Source organism: Neorhizobium sp. PAMB6716 (assembly GCF_058242805.1).
In genome coordinates this window covers 3645556-3661399 of sequence record NZ_CM177835.1, presented here as the reverse complement: position 1 = coordinate 3661399, position 15844 = coordinate 3645556, and the positions used below count along the sequence as shown (strand labels likewise).

The 15844-nt window shown below is 61.4% G+C and carries 16 protein-coding genes; 9 read left to right on the top strand and 7 right to left on the bottom strand.

Annotated elements, in window-relative coordinates:
- Positions 1-6 precede the first annotated feature (6 nt).
- The 7 genes from thiC (at position 7) to AC4CWH_RS17665 (ending at position 8063) form a co-directional block, all read left to right on the top strand.
- Positions 7-1818 carry a phosphomethylpyrimidine synthase ThiC gene (gene thiC, locus AC4CWH_RS17695; RefSeq protein WP_491319738.1) on the top strand — a complete coding sequence of 604 codons (1812 nt, stop codon included), beginning with the start codon at positions 7-9 and terminating at the stop codon, positions 1816-1818.
- Between the two features lie 153 nt (positions 1819-1971).
- Positions 1972-2934 carry an agmatinase gene (gene speB, locus AC4CWH_RS17690; RefSeq protein WP_491319737.1) on the top strand — a complete coding sequence of 321 codons (963 nt, stop codon included), beginning with the start codon at positions 1972-1974 and terminating at the stop codon, positions 2932-2934.
- A gap of 86 nt (positions 2935-3020) precedes the next feature.
- The gene (gene dapF / locus AC4CWH_RS17685; protein ID WP_491319736.1) at positions 3021-3923 is read left to right on the top strand and encodes a diaminopimelate epimerase; all 903 of its coding nucleotides are present in this window, start codon (positions 3021-3023) and stop codon (positions 3921-3923) included.
- On the top strand, positions 3920-5194 hold the full coding sequence (gene mtaB, locus AC4CWH_RS17680) for a tRNA (N(6)-L-threonylcarbamoyladenosine(37)-C(2))-methylthiotransferase MtaB (protein WP_491319735.1): 1275 nt from the start codon (positions 3920-3922) through the stop codon (positions 5192-5194). The genes dapF and mtaB overlap by 4 nt, the downstream gene beginning before the upstream one ends.
- 15 nt (positions 5195-5209) lie before the next feature.
- Positions 5210-6775: a signal recognition particle-docking protein FtsY gene (ftsY, locus tag AC4CWH_RS17675; protein ID WP_491319734.1), complete on the top strand. Its 1566-nt coding sequence runs from the start codon at positions 5210-5212 to the stop codon at positions 6773-6775.
- A gap of 56 nt (positions 6776-6831) precedes the next feature.
- Entirely contained in the window at positions 6832-7479 is a 648-nt protein-coding gene (locus tag AC4CWH_RS17670; RefSeq protein WP_491319733.1) for a septation protein A, read from the top strand.
- Complete coding sequence (locus tag AC4CWH_RS17665) at positions 7476-8063, top strand: DUF2585 domain-containing protein (RefSeq protein WP_491319732.1); 588 nt, start codon at positions 7476-7478, stop codon at positions 8061-8063. The genes AC4CWH_RS17670 and AC4CWH_RS17665 overlap by 4 nt, the downstream gene beginning before the upstream one ends.
- 9 nt (positions 8064-8072) lie before the next feature.
- On the opposite strand, the gene AC4CWH_RS17660 is transcribed toward AC4CWH_RS17665, so the two are convergent.
- From AC4CWH_RS17660 to ccmA, 7 genes are all read right to left on the bottom strand, one after another.
- A complete protein-coding gene (locus tag AC4CWH_RS17660; protein WP_491319731.1) occupies positions 8073-8375 on the bottom strand; it encodes a HigA family addiction module antitoxin in 303 nt (100 codons plus the stop codon).
- 27 nt (positions 8376-8402) lie between these two features.
- Entirely contained in the window at positions 8403-8684 is a 282-nt protein-coding gene (locus AC4CWH_RS17655; RefSeq protein ID WP_491319730.1) for a type II toxin-antitoxin system RelE/ParE family toxin, read from the bottom strand.
- Between the two features lie 71 nt (positions 8685-8755).
- Positions 8756-9364: a DsbE family thiol:disulfide interchange protein gene (locus tag AC4CWH_RS17650; RefSeq protein ID WP_491319729.1), complete on the bottom strand. Its 609-nt coding sequence runs from the start codon at positions 9362-9364 to the stop codon at positions 8756-8758.
- The gene (ccmD, locus tag AC4CWH_RS17645; protein WP_491319728.1) at positions 9361-9537 is read right to left on the bottom strand and encodes a heme exporter protein CcmD; all 177 of its coding nucleotides are present in this window, start codon (positions 9535-9537) and stop codon (positions 9361-9363) included. Before ccmD ends, AC4CWH_RS17650 begins: the two co-directional genes overlap by 4 nt.
- A gap of 3 nt (positions 9538-9540) precedes the next feature.
- A complete protein-coding gene (locus AC4CWH_RS17640) occupies positions 9541-10299 on the bottom strand; it encodes a heme ABC transporter permease (RefSeq protein WP_491319727.1) in 759 nt (252 codons plus the stop codon).
- Positions 10300-10343: 44 nt separating this feature from the next.
- Positions 10344-11003, bottom strand: a complete 660-nt coding sequence (gene ccmB, locus AC4CWH_RS17635) for a heme exporter protein CcmB (protein WP_491283351.1) — start codon at positions 11001-11003, stop codon at positions 10344-10346.
- A gap of 226 nt (positions 11004-11229) precedes the next feature.
- Positions 11230-11877, bottom strand: coding sequence for a heme ABC exporter ATP-binding protein CcmA (ccmA, locus tag AC4CWH_RS17630; protein WP_491319726.1), 648 nt, complete (start codon positions 11875-11877; stop codon positions 11230-11232).
- A 265-nt stretch (positions 11878-12142) separates the two neighbouring features.
- On the opposite strand from ccmA, the gene acnA reads away from it, so the two are divergent.
- A complete protein-coding gene (acnA, locus tag AC4CWH_RS17625; RefSeq protein ID WP_491319725.1) occupies positions 12143-14836 on the top strand; it encodes an aconitate hydratase AcnA in 2694 nt (897 codons plus the stop codon).
- A 263-nt stretch (positions 14837-15099) separates the two neighbouring features.
- Positions 15100-15795 (top strand): DUF1223 domain-containing protein, encoded by a 696-nt coding sequence (locus AC4CWH_RS17620; RefSeq protein ID WP_491285140.1) that lies wholly within the window; start codon positions 15100-15102, stop codon positions 15793-15795.
- Positions 15796-15844 lie beyond the last annotated feature (49 nt).

Here is a 15844-nt window from a genome sequence, read left to right as displayed (position 1 = left end):
CTCACGATGAACATTGCCCGACCTTTTCCCACCCCCGAAGTCACCACCGGCCCGCTGCCGGCTTCGACCAAGATCCACCTTGCCGGAGACCTCTATCCCGATCTGCGCGTGCCGCTGCGCCAGATCGCACTACACCCGACAGCCGGGGAACCGCCGGTCCATGTCTATGATGCCTCCGGGCCTTACACTGATCCATCGGCCACCATCGCCATCGATGCCGGTCTCACGCGCCCGCGACACGACTGGCTTTTGGCGCGCGGCGATGTGGAAGCTTACGAGGGCCGCCCGGTGAGTGCAGCCGACAACGGTTTTGTGAGCGGCGACAGGCTGACGCCGGAATTTCCCGTGCGCCACGCTCCCCTGCGGGCGCGCGACGGCAAGGCTGTCACCCAGCTTGCCTATGCCCGCGCCGGCATCATCACGCCGGAAATGGAATTTGTTGCCATCCGGGAAAACCTTGGCCGCAAGGCAGCACAGGAAGCGCTGGTCCGCGATGGCGAAAGCTATGGCGCCCATATTCCAGACCATGTCACGCCGGAATTCGTGCGTGCCGAAGTGGCAGCGGGTCGCGCGATCATTCCCGCCAATATCAACCACCCGGAACTGGAGCCGATGGTGATCGGCCGCAATTTCCTCGTCAAGATCAACGCCAATATCGGCAATTCCGCGGTCACCTCGTCCATGGCGGAGGAGGTGGAAAAGATGGTCTGGGCCATCCGCTGGGGCGCCGATACGGTGATGGACCTGTCGACCGGGCGCAACATCCACAATATCCGCGACTGGATCATCCGCAATGCGCCCGTGCCGATCGGCACCGTGCCGCTCTATCAGGCGCTGGAAAAGGTCGGCGGCATTGCCGAGGACCTGAGCTGGGAGGTCTATCGCGACACGCTGATCGAACAGGCCGAACAGGGCGTCGATTATTTCACCATCCATGCCGGCGTGCGGCTTTCCTATATCCATCTAACCGTCAACCGCGTCACCGGCATCGTCTCGCGCGGCGGCTCGATCATGGCCAAGTGGTGCCTGCACCATCACAAGGAGAGTTTTCTCTACGAGCATTTTGACGAGATCTGCGACATCGCCCGCGCCTATGACGTGTCGTTTTCGCTGGGCGACGGCCTGCGCCCGGGATCGATTGCCGATGCCAATGATGCCGCACAATTTGCCGAACTTGAAACGCTCGGCGAACTAACCCAGATCGCCTGGAAAAAGGACTGCCAGGTGATGATCGAAGGCCCGGGCCATGTGCCGATGCACAAGATCAAGGAAAACATGGACAAGCAGCTGAAAACCTGCGGCGAGGCGCCCTTCTATACGCTGGGACCGCTGACCACCGATATCGCGCCGGGTTACGATCACATCACGTCTGCCATCGGGGCCGCGATGATCGGCTGGTTCGGCACCGCCATGCTGTGTTACGTCACGCCAAAAGAGCATCTGGGCCTTCCCGACCGCAATGACGTGAAGGTCGGCGTTATCACCTACAAGATCGCAGCCCATGCCGCTGATCTCGCCAAGGGACATCCGGCAGCGCAATTGCGCGATGATGCGCTGTCGCGCGCGCGCTTCGAGTTTCGCTGGGAGGACCAGTTCAACCTCTCGCTCGATCCGGAAACGGCGCGCTCCATGCATGACGAGACCTTGCCGAAGGAGGCGCACAAGGTGGCGCATTTCTGCTCCATGTGCGGCCCGAAATTCTGCTCCATGCGCATTTCCCACGATATCCGGGCCGAGGCGCAGAAGGAGGGGCTGGAGGCGATGGCCGCGAAATATCGCGAAGGCGGCGATCTCTACATGCCTGTTGTTGCCGACTAGCGGCCCGCTGCCCGGGCGGGGCGGCGCCTGTGCTTCGACACGGTAGACAGCATATGTCGCGTTGCAGCATTTACAGCCGCCTCCGCCTCTGCTCCATTGAAGGCGGGCAATCTTTCGCCCGCCTTCATCCTGATTGCATTGGAGCCGTCCCCCGTGAGTGCGCAATTCCACCAACCTGTCGATGCCGCCGAAGTGCCGCGTTTTGCCGGCCACTCCACCTTCATGCGCCTGCCGGCGGTGACTTCTGCGGATGGTCTCGATATTGCGCTGGTCGGTATTCCCTGGGATGGCGGCACGACGAACCGGGCCGGCGCCCGCCATGGGCCGCGCGAGGTGCGCAACCAGTCAAGCCTCATTCGCCGCGTGCATCACGTCTCCGGCGTCGAGCCGTTTTCCATCGCCAATGTCGCCGATGTCGGTGATGTCTCGGTCAACCCCATCGACCTCATGGATGGTCTTACCCGCATCGAAGCCGGCATTGCCGCCATTGTGGCAGCCGGCGCGCTACCGCTTGCCGTCGGTGGCGATCACCTGACGACGCTGCCGGTGCTGCGGGCGGTCGCCAAAACCCGCCCGGTCGGCCTCATTCATTTCGATGCCCATACCGATACCAATGACAGCTATTTCGGCGGCAATCGGTACACCCACGGCACGCCCTTCCGCCGCGCCATCGAGGAAGGCCTGCTGGATCCCAAGCGCATGGTGCAGATCGGCATTCGCGGCTCGATCTACGATACGACCGACCATGACTGGGCCAAAAGCCAGGGCATCCGCATCATCTATATGGAGGAATTCGTCGAGCGTGGCGCGGTCTCCGTGATGGAAGAAGCGCGTGCCATTGCCGGCACCGGTCCGACCTATGTCACCTTCGACATCGACAGCATCGACCCCTCGATGGCGCCCGGAACCGGCACGCCTGAGATCGGCGGTTTTTCCACCCGCGAGGCGCAGGCGCTGGTGCGTTTGCTGGCCGGCGTCGATATCGTGGGCGCCGATGTGGTGGAGGTTGCACCGCCATTCGATCTGGCCGGCATGACGGCGCTTGCCGGGGCAAACATCCTGTTTGAACTGCTCTGCGTGATGGCGCCCTGCGTTGAGCGTCGGCGCGGCGGCTAGCGGATCGCGCCCGCCTCTTTAAATCAGGGCGTTTTTCCGCCATATAGGCCGAAAGCGGCGCAAAGATGCGCCGGATGGGTGACGTCATGGATAACACGGTCGAATTTGCAAAGATGAACGGGCTTGGCAACAAGATCCTCGTTGTGGATATGCGCGGCCGCAAAGATCACGTCACCCCGCAGGCGGCCATCGCGCTTGCCGCTGAGGCAGAAACGGGTTTTGACCAGATCATGGCAATCCATGATCCGAAACTTTCGGACACGGATGCCTATATCGATATCCTCAATTGCGATGGCACGAAGGCGCAGGCCTGCGGCAATGGCACGCGCTGCGTGGTGCAGGCGCTGTCGGCCGAAAGCGGGCGCAAGGCTTTTACCTTCCAGACGGTTGCCGGCATCCTGAATGCGCAGGAACATGTCGATGGCACGATTTCCGTCGACATGGGAAAGCCGGTCTTTGAATGGGACAAGATCCCGCTGTCGGAAGAGTTTTTCGATACCAGCCGGATTGAATTGCAGATCGGGCCGATCGATGCACCGGTTCTTCATTCGCCCGCGGCGATGTCGATGGGCAATCCGCATGCGGTATTCTGGGTCGATCGGGACCCGATGACGTTTGATCTCGATCGGTTCGGGCCGCTGCTTGAAAACCATCCGATGTTTCCGGAAAAGGCCAATATCACGCTGGCGCAGGTCCTTTCGCCAACGCAGATGGTGACCCGCACCTGGGAGCGCGGCGCAGGGCTGACGCTCGCCTGCGGATCGGCCGCTTGCGCCGCCGGCGTATCCGGCGCGCGCACCGGGCGGACGGATCGCACAGTGTCGATCACCGTTGCCTCCAGCCCCAATCGCGGCACGCTGACCATTGACTGGCGGGGCGACGACCATGTGGTGATGACCGGGCCTGCCGAATGGGAATGGTCTGGCCATCTCGACCCTGTCACCGGCCGTTTCACGCGCGATGCGGAGCCTGAGGCTGGCATCCGTTGAGCGGCGTCGAGGTCATCACCTTCGGCTGTCGGCTGAACACATACGAATCCGAGGTCATGCGCGCCGAGGCTGAAAAGGCGGGGTTGAACAATGCCGTATTGGTCAATACCTGCGCCGTGACCGGAGAGGCCGTGCGCCAGGCGCGCCAGGCCATTCGACGTGCACGGCGCGAAAATCCGCATGCCCGCATCATCGTCACCGGCTGTGCTGCGCAGACGGAGGCCGCGACATTCAGCGCCATGCCGGAAGTGGATGCGGTTCTCGGCAACGAGGAAAAGCTGAAAAGCGCTTCCTATCGAGGGCTGCCGGATTTTGGCGTTTCAGCGGAAGAAAAGCTGCGCGTCAACGATATCATGAGCGTGAAGGCCACCGCGCCGCAGATGGTCAAGCACATCGATGGCCATGTGCGGGCCTTCATCCAGGTGCAGAACGGCTGCGATCACCGCTGCACGTTCTGCATCATTCCCTATGGTCGTGGCAATTCCCGCTCGGTGCCGATGGGCGCAGTCGTCGATCAGGCCCGAAAACTGGTGGAAGCCGGTTACCGGGAAATCGTTCTCACCGGCGTCGATGCCACAAGTTTTGGCGCCGACCTTCCGGGCACGCCGACGCTCGGGCTTCTGGCCAAAACCCTGTTGAAGCAGGTGCCGGAGATTTTGCGCCTGCGGCTGTCCTCCATCGACAGTATCGAGGCTGACGATCATCTGCTCGACCTGATTGCGGATGAGCCGCGTTTCATGCCGCATCTGCATCTGTCGCTGCAGCATGGCGATGACATGATCCTGAAGCGCATGAAGCGCCGGCATTCCAGCGCCGATGCGCTGGCTTTCGTCGAAAAAGTGCGGGCGCTGCGTCCGCAGATGACATTCGGTGCCGACATGATCGCCGGTTTCCCGACGGAAACGGAGGACATGTTCGAGAATGCCGTTCGCCATGCGAGAGAATGCGGCCTGTCCTTCCTCCACGTCTTCCCCTATAGCCCGCGCCCCGGCACACCCGCTGCCCGCATGCCGCAGTTGGACCGGGCGCTGGTGAAGGAACGGGCCGCCCGGCTTCGCGTTACCGGAGACGCGCTTCACCTTGCGCATCTCGACCGGATGGTTGGAACCCGCCAGAGCATCCTTGTGGAGATGAACGGTTTCGCCCATACCGAGAACTTCTCCGTTGTTGCCGCGCCAAACCTTCGCCCACGGGATCTGGTAGAGGTGGAGTTGACAGGCCATAACGGCAAACACTTGAACATGCAGCTTGCCGCCGCCCGCGCGGCGTGACGAAACGGATTTTTCATGGCGCTCGGCTTCATCAAAAAGGTTTTTACCTTCGGCAAGGACAAGGCGCCGGCGCAAGACAAGGCGGCCGATGGCTTAGCCAATGAGACTTTGACGCCCGAGGAGCAGGCCGCCCTTCAGACCGAAACCGAACCGCATTCCCGCGCCGAAGACCTTTCCGTCTCCCCGGTCGATCCGGTGGCAGGCCTTGAGATGGAAACCGCCGGCGGCCCGGCCGGTGATGACCTTGGTGAAGAGGAAGAAGCCCCGCTTTTGCCGGGCGCCGATTTGCTTCCGGGCGACATGGGCATGGTGCCGCTGTCTCTGCTGCAGGCGGAAGCCGAGGCGGAGGGCCTGGAGGGTGGCGACACTACCCCCTCTGCCCTGCCGGGCATCTCCCCCACAAGGGGGGAGATCGATTTGGGGCTAGCGCCGCGTCCCCTGTCAGACGCTGAAACTCCTGCCATCGATTCGGAATTAAATACAGGCCTCGACGATGCCTCCGTGATCTCCCCCCTTGTGGGGGAGATGCCCGGCAGGGCGGAGGGGGATGGCACCACGGCAGACGCGTCCACCAATGATGTGCCGCCCGCTGAAATCATCCTGCCCAAGGGCTTTGCCACCCGCGTCGAGGAAGCCCCGGCGGAAATCGTCGCCCGTCCAAAACTCACCTGGTTCCAGCGCCTGCGCGAAGGCCTTTCCCGCACCTCGTCCCAACTGACGGGCCAGATCACCGCGCTCTTCACCAAGCGCAAGCTGGATGAGGCGACGCTGGAGGAGCTGGAAGACCTGCTGATCCAGGCCGATCTCGGCGTCGAGACCGCCATGCGCATTGCCGATACGCTGTCGTCGGAACGTTATGGCAAGGATGTGAGCGGCGAGGATGTCTCGCGCATCATGGCAACCGAGATCACCAAGGTTTTAAAGCCGGTGGCAAAGCCACTGGCGCTCGATCTCAGCCACAAGCCGCATGTCATTCTGGTCGTCGGCGTCAACGGCACCGGCAAGACGACGACGATCGGCAAGCTTGCCGCAAAACTTTCCGGCTCCGGCCTGAAGGTGATGCTGGCGGCTGGCGACACGTTTCGTGCCGCCGCCATCGAGCAGCTGAAGATCTGGGCCGACCGCACGAAATCCGAATTCATCGGCACCAAGCTCGGCGCCGACGCGGCAGGTCTTGCCTATGACGCTTTCGAGCAGGCGCGCCAAAAGAAATGCGACGTGCTGATCATCGATACCGCCGGACGCCTGCAGAACAAGGCGGAGCTGATGGCGGAACTGGAAAAGATCGTGCGCGTGCTCGGCAAGCTTGATCCCGATGCGCCGCACACCGTCTTGCAAACGCTGGACGCCACCACCGGCCAGAACGCCATGAACCAGGTGGAAATCTTTCGCAATGTCGCCGGCGTCAGCGGCCTGATCATGACCAAGCTTGATGGCACCGCGCGCGGCGGCATTCTTGTGGCCATCGCCGCCAAGCACAAGCTGCCGGTCTATTTCATCGGCGTCGGCGAGGGTGTAGAGGATCTGGAGCCTTTTGAGGCCGAGGATTTCGCCAGCGCCATTGCCGGCCTGACGCATTGATGACACAGAAACCGGATTTGCATCGACAGGTCCAACAAGAGATGAAGCCCAGCCCCATGCAGAGCCTTGAAAGCGATACGACGCCGACCCGCCAGGAAAAGGAGCATCCGACGCTCAAGCTGATCCTGGAGATCGGGCCGCTGCTGGTGTTTTTCTTCGCCAATCTGCGCGGCGAATGGCTGATCGGAAAATTCCCGGCACTGTCGGCGCTCGGCGGGCCGCTTCTGGTGGCAACCGGCCTCTTCATGGCGGCCACCGTACTGTCGCTCATCGTTTCCAAGATCGTCTTCAAGCACCTGCCGGTCATGCCCTTCGTCTCGGGCGTGGTCGTCATGGTGTTCGGCGGCCTGTCGATCTGGCTGCAGGACGAGACCTTCATCAAGATGAAACCGACCATCGTCAACACGCTGTTCGGTGTGGTGCTGCTCGTTGGCCTGTTTTTCGGAAAATCGCTGCTCGGCTACGTCTTTAACGCCGCCTTCCAGCTGACGGATGAAGGCTGGCGCAAGCTTTCGCTGCGCTGGGGCATTTTTTTCCTGTTTCTTGCGGTGCTCAATGAAGTGGTCTGGCGCAATTTTTCCGATGTCGTCTGGGTCAATTTCAAGGTCTGGGGCACGATGCCGATCACCATCATCTTCACACTCGCCCAGATGCCGCTGATCATGAAACATTCGCTGCAGCCGAAGACCGAGGACGGCAAATGAGCGCGACGACGGCTGCCCCTTCGGCACGCTCGCAACATTTCTGGTTCATCGTCGCCCTTGTTATTCTCCTTGTGCAGGTTCTCTCTGAACATCTCATGGGGCGGCTCTGGATCTGCTCCTGCGGCACCATCAAGCTGTTCGAACCGGGCGTGAATTCGCCGGGCAATTCCCAGCACCTGTCGGACTGGTATACGCCCTCCCACATCATCCACGGATTCCTGTTTTATCTGCTCGGATGGGCCGTGCTGCGCAAGGGATCGTTTGGCAAGCGTCTGGCACTTGCCACCCTGATCGAGGCGGCGTGGGAGCTGCTGGAAAACTCACCGATCATCATCGATCGTTACCGCTCCGCCACCATGGCGGTCGGTTACGAGGGTGACAGCATTTTGAATTCGGCGATGGACACCGTGTTCATGGCACTCGGCTTCTTGTTTGCCTCCCGCGCGCCGATCTGGCTGACGGTCGCGCTTGCCATCAGCTTCGAACTCCTGACCGGCTTCCTCATCCGCGACAACCTCACCCTCAACGTGCTGATGCTGGTCTGGCCGGTCGATGCGATCAGGGCCTGGCAGGGGGCGCTTTAGGCGTCCTGCTCAGGCGGCCTCGTTGATCTCGACAATCTGCTCGAGTTCGGCTGCAAGGTTTGCCCGCTCCTTCTTGATGTCATACGACGCCTGAAGGTTCAGCCACAGTTCCGGCGTCGTGCGGAAGAACTTGGCGAGCCGAAGTGCTGTGTCTGCGGTGACGCCAACCTTGCCCAACACCAGCCTTTCGATGCGCGTGCGCGGCACGTGCAGCTTTTTCGCCAGCGCATAAGGCGTCATTTCCAGCGGCTCCAGATAGAGGTCGCGCAGGATCTCCCCCGGGTGAATTGCTGGAGCCTTGCTTGCTGACATACCCTAACTCCAATCGCCATCTGGCCTTCAATGATAGTCCACGACCTCGACATTTTCAGCGCCGCCATTGTCCCAGGTGAAGCAGAGCCGCCACTTGCCGTTGATGCGCAGAGAATATTGACCTTCGCGGTCGCCGGACAGCTTCTCCAGGCGATTCCCCGGCGGTGATCTGAGATCGTCAAGGGCAACGGCTGCATCCAGAAGAACCAGCATCTGCTGTGTCCTGCGCACCAGCTCTGAGGGAAAACCTTTGCGCACGGAACCGTCATCAATCGATGCCGTCAGTTTGTCCCGGAACGAGCGGATCATTTTTTACCGAGTTTTAGTATCGTAAATTGATACGTTTCCGTAGTCAAGGCAACGTATCAAAATCCGATACGTTAGCGAGACGCCGCCATCGCCTTTTCAATCGCCGGCATCAGGCCGTCGGTCACACTGCGGTCATCGAAGGGGCCAACCTTCTTGTAAAGAATGGTGCCATCCGGACCGACAAGATAGCTTTCCGGAATGCCATACACACCCCAGTCGATGGCGGCCTTGCCGTTCGGATCGACACCGATTGCATCGTAGGGATTGCCGAGTTCGCCCAGAAACCGCAGGGCGTTGTCATTGCGGTCCTTGTAGTTGATGCCGACGATGGTGAGCCGGCTATCGGCCGCAAGCTCTTTCAGCATCGGATGCTCCTGCCGGCAAGGCACGCACCAGGAGGCAAAGACGTTGACGAGGGTGAGTTTGCCCTTCATGGCCGCGTCCGTGAGGGCCGGTGTCTGCGAGCCCTCGAGCGGCGGCAGCGAAAGCGTCGGAGCCTGCTTGCCGATGAGTGCTGACGGGATGGCTGACACGTCGAGCCCGTTGACATCCTGGTCATAGAGCATCTTGCCGGCCACCGCGGCAAAGCCGGCAAACACCAGCAGCGGGATCAGCGCCAGCAGATAACGGGAGGCACTGCGGCGGCCTTCCGGCTTCTTGTCCTCAGTGGCCGTGCTCATGATCTGGGTGTCTCGGCCAACGGGGCGGCAGAGCGGCGGCGAAGGCCCGATGCCTCCAGTTCGGCAAGTTCACGTCGGCGCGCGCGCCCGTCGATCACCGTCCAGAGCACAAGTGCAAGCGTCACGAAGCCGGAAATCCCGTAGGATGTGTAGACATAAAATGCGTGGCCCATGGATCAGCCCTCCCGGCCGGCAAGGCGTGCGGCCATGCGGCGCTGCGTCGAAACGCGCCGGCGCCAGATCTCGTTGCGGATCGCCATGATGTGCAGCGTGAAGAACAGAAGCGTGAACGCCACCGCCATCACCAGCAGCGGGCGCAGGAATTCGCCATCGATGGTCGGGCCGCCGAGCCGGATGACGCTTGCCGGCTGGTGCAGCGTGTTCCACCAGTCGACGGAAAACTTGATGATCGGAATATTGACGAAACCGACGAGGATCAGCACGGCGCTGACGCGGGCCGCGCGAGAGGGATCGTCCATGGCACGGTTGAGCGCGATGATGCCGAGATACATGAGGAAGAGAACGAAGACCGAGGTGAGCCGCGCATCCCACACCCACCACGTCCCCCACATGGGCTTGCCCCAGAGCGAGCCGGTCACCAGCGCGATCAGCGTGAAGGCCGCGCCGAGCGGGGCTGCCGCCTTGTGGCTGACATCGGCCAGCGGATGGCGCCAGACAAGCGTGCCGATGGCCGACAGCGCCATCACCGAATAACACATCATCGACAGCCAGGCGGCCGGCACATGCACATACATGATGCGCACCGTATCGCCCTGCTGGTAATCGCCTTCGGTGGAAAAGGCGAGATAGAGCCCGACGGCAAAGAGCAGCGCCGTCAGCGCCGACAACCACGGCAGAATGCGCGCTGCAAGCGCCAGAAACCGCGTCGGGTTGGCAAGATCGCTGAATTTGGTGATGGCAAGGCTCTCGGTCATGGGTCTCTTCTAAGGCCGGGCACAACGGGCCGATTTGATTCTAGTCAATCCCCGGCATTGCGCAACGCCAGTGCGGCGCCGACCGGCCCGAGAACCGCAAAAAACATCGTGATGGCGGCAAGGATCATGAAAGGCGGCAGGAAGGGTGCGGGATCTTCCACCGCCGCATAAGAGGCCGAAACGCCAAAAATCAGCACCGGCACGCAGAGCGGCAGCACCAGGATGGAGACGAGCAGCCCGCCGCGCGGCAGCGTAACCGCAACGGCAGCCCCGACAGCTCCGATGAAGGTGAGCGCCGGCGATCCCACCAGCAGCGTCAGCATCACAGCGCCGATCGCCACCTCGTCCATGTTCATGAACAGGCCGAGCAGCGGCGAGGCAATCACCAGCGGCAAAACATTGGCCAGCCAGTGCGCCAGGCACTTGACCAGCACGGTGAGTACCAGCGGATGTTCCTGCATCAACAGGAGGTCCAGCGAACCATCCTCACGCTCGGTCTGGAACAGACGGTCAAGCCCGAGAAGTGCGGCAAGAAGCGCGCCGATCCAGACGATGGCCGGGCCGATGCGCGACAGAAGATTGAGATCCGGCCCGACGCCGAAGGGAATGACGGCCACCACCGTCATGAAGAACAGTACGCCGATCAGGGCGCCTCCCCCGGCGCGAATGGACAGTTTGAGGTCTCGCAGAAGGAGGGCGGTCATGATGGCGCACCGGTGGAGAACGCCAGCCCCCCTCTGCCCTGCCGGGCATCTCCCCCACAAGTGGGGAGATCACAAGCGGCAATCTCTCGCTCCACCGGTATTGCAAAGACGACGCTGGAGGCAGATCCGGATCGGGGGGGCAATTGGCTGGCCAATCTCCCCACCCGTGGGCGAGATGCCCGGCAGCGCAGAGGGGGGCTCCCAGGTGCCATCGAAGGCCAAGTGATCATATCCCCTCCTCCATCTCCGCATACTGAAAACCCTTCATCTCCAGACGCTGCGTCGCTTCGAAATCGAGCGGCTGATGCGTCGCCGCGAGCACGATGCCACCGCCATCCAGATGGGCGCGGATGAGGCGGGCAAACAGCGCCTCGGCAGAAGTGTCGAGGGCAGCCGTTGGTTCGTCGAGGATCCAGACGGGGCGGTATGCGACAAGAAGCTTGGCAAAGGCCATGCGCCGCTGCTGGCCGGCCGAGAGGTAACCGAAGGGCAGGTGCAGGATGGCGCCGAGTTCGACCATGTCCGCCGCCTCTGCAATCGTGACGCCGGCGCCTCCCTCCATGTCGCGCAAAAAATCACGCCAGAAGCCAAGATTTTCCGCAACCGTGAGTTCCGGTTTCATCGCGTTGCGATGTCCGAGATAATGGCAGGCTTCGGCGGCGTTGACGGCTTTTTGGCCGTCTGCGCCACGCCATTCCACATGTCCCGCAGCCGGGCGGATGAGGCCTGCCACGACCCTGAGAAGCGTGGATTTTCCAGACCCGTTGCGGCCGGTCAGCACCAGCGCCTCGCCTCTCGTTAAGTTGAAGGAAATATTCGAGAATATCAGATCCTCGCCGCGATGCGCCGAGAGGTTTTCGGCGGTGAGCCGCATGAGGTCTGCCTTCACTTCAGTTGAGGCCGGGGGATGAAAAAAATCTGGCAATCTGACCGATCACCGTCTGGAACCTTTCTTAGAAAGTATCTATAAGCTTCGCAACCACGCCAGCGACCGGCGTGATTTTCATCTTGCGCCGGACCTGAAGACAAAATCTTCTCGTGCGGACAGCGGAAATGGTCGCACCCGCATCCTGATGTGCATGAAGTGCATAGGCGTCCGCACGCGCGTGTTGGCTCTAGTATCAGCGGGGATTAAATCCGTGTCAAAGTCTCTCGACAGCTTCAATTGCCGGTCGGTTCTGACCGTCGACGGCAAGGACTATGTGTATTACAGCCTGCCGAAGGCGGAAGCCAATGGTCTGCCGGGCGTATCGAACCTTCCCTTCTCCATGAAGGTTCTGCTGGAAAACCTGCTGCGTTTCGAAGACGGCCAGACGGTCACCAAGGAGCATATCCTTGCTGTCTCCGCATGGCTCAGCAACAAGGGCAAGGTCGAAAACGAAATCGCCTATCGCCCGGCCCGCGTGCTGATGCAGGACTTCACCGGCGTTCCCGCCGTGGTGGACCTTGCCGCCATGCGTGATGCCATGGTGGCGCTCGGCGGTGATCCGGAAAAGATCAACCCGCTCGTGCCCGTCGATCTCGTCATCGACCACTCAGTTATCGTTGATGAATTCGGCACGCCGACCGCGTTTGCGAAGAACGTCGAGCTGGAATACGAGCGCAACGGCGAGCGTTACCGCTTCCTGAAGTGGGGCCAGCAGGCGTTCAAGAACTTCCGCGTTGTGCCGCCCGGCACCGGCATCTGTCACCAGGTCAATCTGGAATACCTCGGCCAGACCGTCTGGACCAAGGAAGAAGACGGGGAAACCACTGCTTATCCGGATACCTGCGTCGGCACCGACAGCCACACGACCATGATCAATGGTCTGGGCGTTCTCGGCTGGGGCGTTGGCGGCATCGAAGCGGAAGCGGCCATGCTCGGCCAGCCGGTTTCCATGCTTCTGCCTGAAGTCATCGGCTTCAAGCTGACCGGCAAGGTGAAGGAAGGCGTCACCGCGACCGACCTCGTGCTGACAGTCGTGCAGATGCTGCGCAAGAAGGGCGTCGTTTCCAAGTTCGTCGAATTCTTCGGCCCCGGCCTTGATTCGATGTCGCTTGCCGACCGCGCCACCATCGGCAACATGGGCCCGGAATACGGCGCGACCTGCGGCTTCTTCCCGGTCGATGGCGAAACCATCAACTACCTCACCATGTCCGGCCGCACCACGGACCGGATCGCGCTCGTTGAAGCCTATTCGAAGGTGCAGGGCATGTGGCGCGAAGGCGACGGCGAAAACCTCGTCTTCACCGACACGCTGGAACTGGATCTCGGCGACGTTGTACCGTCCATGGCCGGCCCGAAGCGTCCGGAAGGCCGTCTGCCGCTGGAAACCATTGCACCGAACTTCGCAACGGCTCTGGAAAACGACTACAAGAAGCCCGGCCAGCTCAACAGCCGTTATGCGGTCGAAGGCACGGATTTCGATCTCGGCCATGGCGATGTGGCGATTGCCGCCATTACGTCCTGCACCAACACGTCGAACCCGAGCGTGCTGATCGCTGCCGGCCTTCTCGCCCGCAACGCCGTTGCCAAGGGCCTGAAATCTGCCCCCTGGGTTAAAACCTCGCTTGCACCGGGATCGCAGGTCGTTGGCGAATATCTGGAAAAATCCGGCCTGCAGACCTCGCTCGATGCACTCGGCTTCAACCTTGTCGGTTTCGGTTGCACCACCTGCATCGGCAATTCCGGCCCGCTGCCGGCACCGATCTCCAAGACGATCAACGACAAGGGCCTGATCACGGCCGGCGTGCTCTCGGGCAACCGCAATTTCGAAGGCCGCATCTCGCCGGACGTCCAGGCAAACTACCTTGCTTCCCCGCCGCTCGTCGTCGCTTACGCGCTGGCCGGCACGGTACAGAAGGACCTGACGACCGAACCGCTCGGCGAAGACCAGGACGGCAACCCTGTCTTCCTCAAGGATATCTGGCCGACCTCGCACGAGATCCAGGAATTCATCCTGAAATACGTCACCCGCGAACTGTACGAGAGCAAATACGCCGACGTGTTCAAGGGCGATGTCAACTGGCAGGCGGTTCAGATCCCCGACGGCCAGACTTATGCCTGGGACGACAAGTCGACCTATGTGCAGAACCCGCCCTACTTCGTGGGCATGGGCAAGTCCGGTTCCGGCGTCAAGAACATCGAGGGCGCTCGCGTTCTCGGTCTCTTCGGCGACAAGATCACCACCGACCACATTTCCCCGGCAGGCTCCATCAAGGCGGCATCGCCGGCCGGTGCCTACCTCATGGAAAATGGCGTTGGCGTTGCCGACTTCAACCAGTACGGCACGCGCCGCGGCAACCATGAAGTGATGATGCGCGGCACGTTTGCCAATATCCGCATCCGCAACTTCATGCTCGGACCGAACGGCAAGGAAGGGGGCTACACCGTCCATTATCCGTCCAAGGAAGAGATGTCGATCTACGACGCTGCGATGCAGTACAAGGCTGAAGGCACGCCGCTGGTCATCTTCGCCGGCGTCGAATACGGCAACGGTTCCTCGCGTGACTGGGCTGCCAAGGGCACCAATCTGCTCGGCGTTCGCGCCGTCATCGCCCAGTCGTTTGAGCGTATCCACCGCTCCAACCTCGTCGGCATGGGCGTCGTGCCCTTCGTCTTCGAAGAGGGCATGAACTGGCAGAGCCTGGACCTCAAGGGCGACGAAACCGTCACCATCGAGGGCCTCGACGGCGAGATCAAGCCGCGCGAGTGGAAGACTGCCAAGATCACCTATGCGGACGGTTCGGTGAAGGAAATCAAGATCCTTTGCCGCATCGATACGCTCGATGAAGTGATCTACATGAACAATGGCGGCATTCTGCAGACGGTTCTGCGCGACCTCGCGGCCTGATTGAAATTTTTGATATCCAAGATGCCGCCGGACCTTGTCCGGCGGCATTTTCATGAGCATGTTTCACGCATCCCGGCGTCTCACCCGCTTGTGACTTCCGGTTGATGGGTGTCGCGAGTAGGTTTGCCCGAACGCTCACACCCCCGCTGCGCGACGAAGACACCAAAATGCTCCTTGAGAAGGCCCCAATCATGCTGCTGATCAAACGCGCCGCCGTGCTTCTGGCAAGTGGTCTGGCCGGCGGCTTGTCCTGCGGTTCTGCCATGGCAGGAGACGCGCAGGTTGCGCCCAAGGGTGTGGTGGAACTGTTCACCTCGCAGGGCTGCGCCTCCTGCCCCCCCGCCGATGCCGCGCTGAAGAAGCTGGTGGAACAGGGCGATGTCGTGGCCCTGTCCTACCACGTCGATTACTGGAATTATCTCGGCTGGACGGACACGCTGAGTTCCAAGGAAAATACCGAGCGGCAATATGGCTATGCTCATTCGATGGGCCGCAGCGGCGTCTACACGCCACAGGCCATCATCAATGGGCGCGAGCATGTCAAGGGAATGGATCTTGACGCCATCAACGGCAAGATCGGCAGCCTCAGTTCCGCAGGCCAGGGACTTTCCGTGCCCGTTTCCGCCCGCATGAACAATGACGAAATCGAAATCGAGATCGGCGCCGGCCAGGGTCGCGCCGATGTGGTGGTGGCCTATTTCACCAAGCAGGAGCAGATCGAGGTGATGCGCGGGGAAAACAGCGGTCGCCAGATCGAATACTGGCACAGCGTCTATGATGTGCAGACGGTTGGCATGTGGGACGGTAATGCGCTGAAGATCACGCTGCCAGCCAAGGCCATGGGCCGTTCCAAGAAGGATGGCTGCGCAATCCTCATCCAGTCCTCGACAGCCAAGGGCGAACCTTCCGCCATTTTGGGTGCTGCCGTCGTGATGGCCGGGCGCAAGCGCAACAACTAGGCCGCGCCATAATCCTTCACCTCGGCCGGACCTCGATCCAGCTGAACGC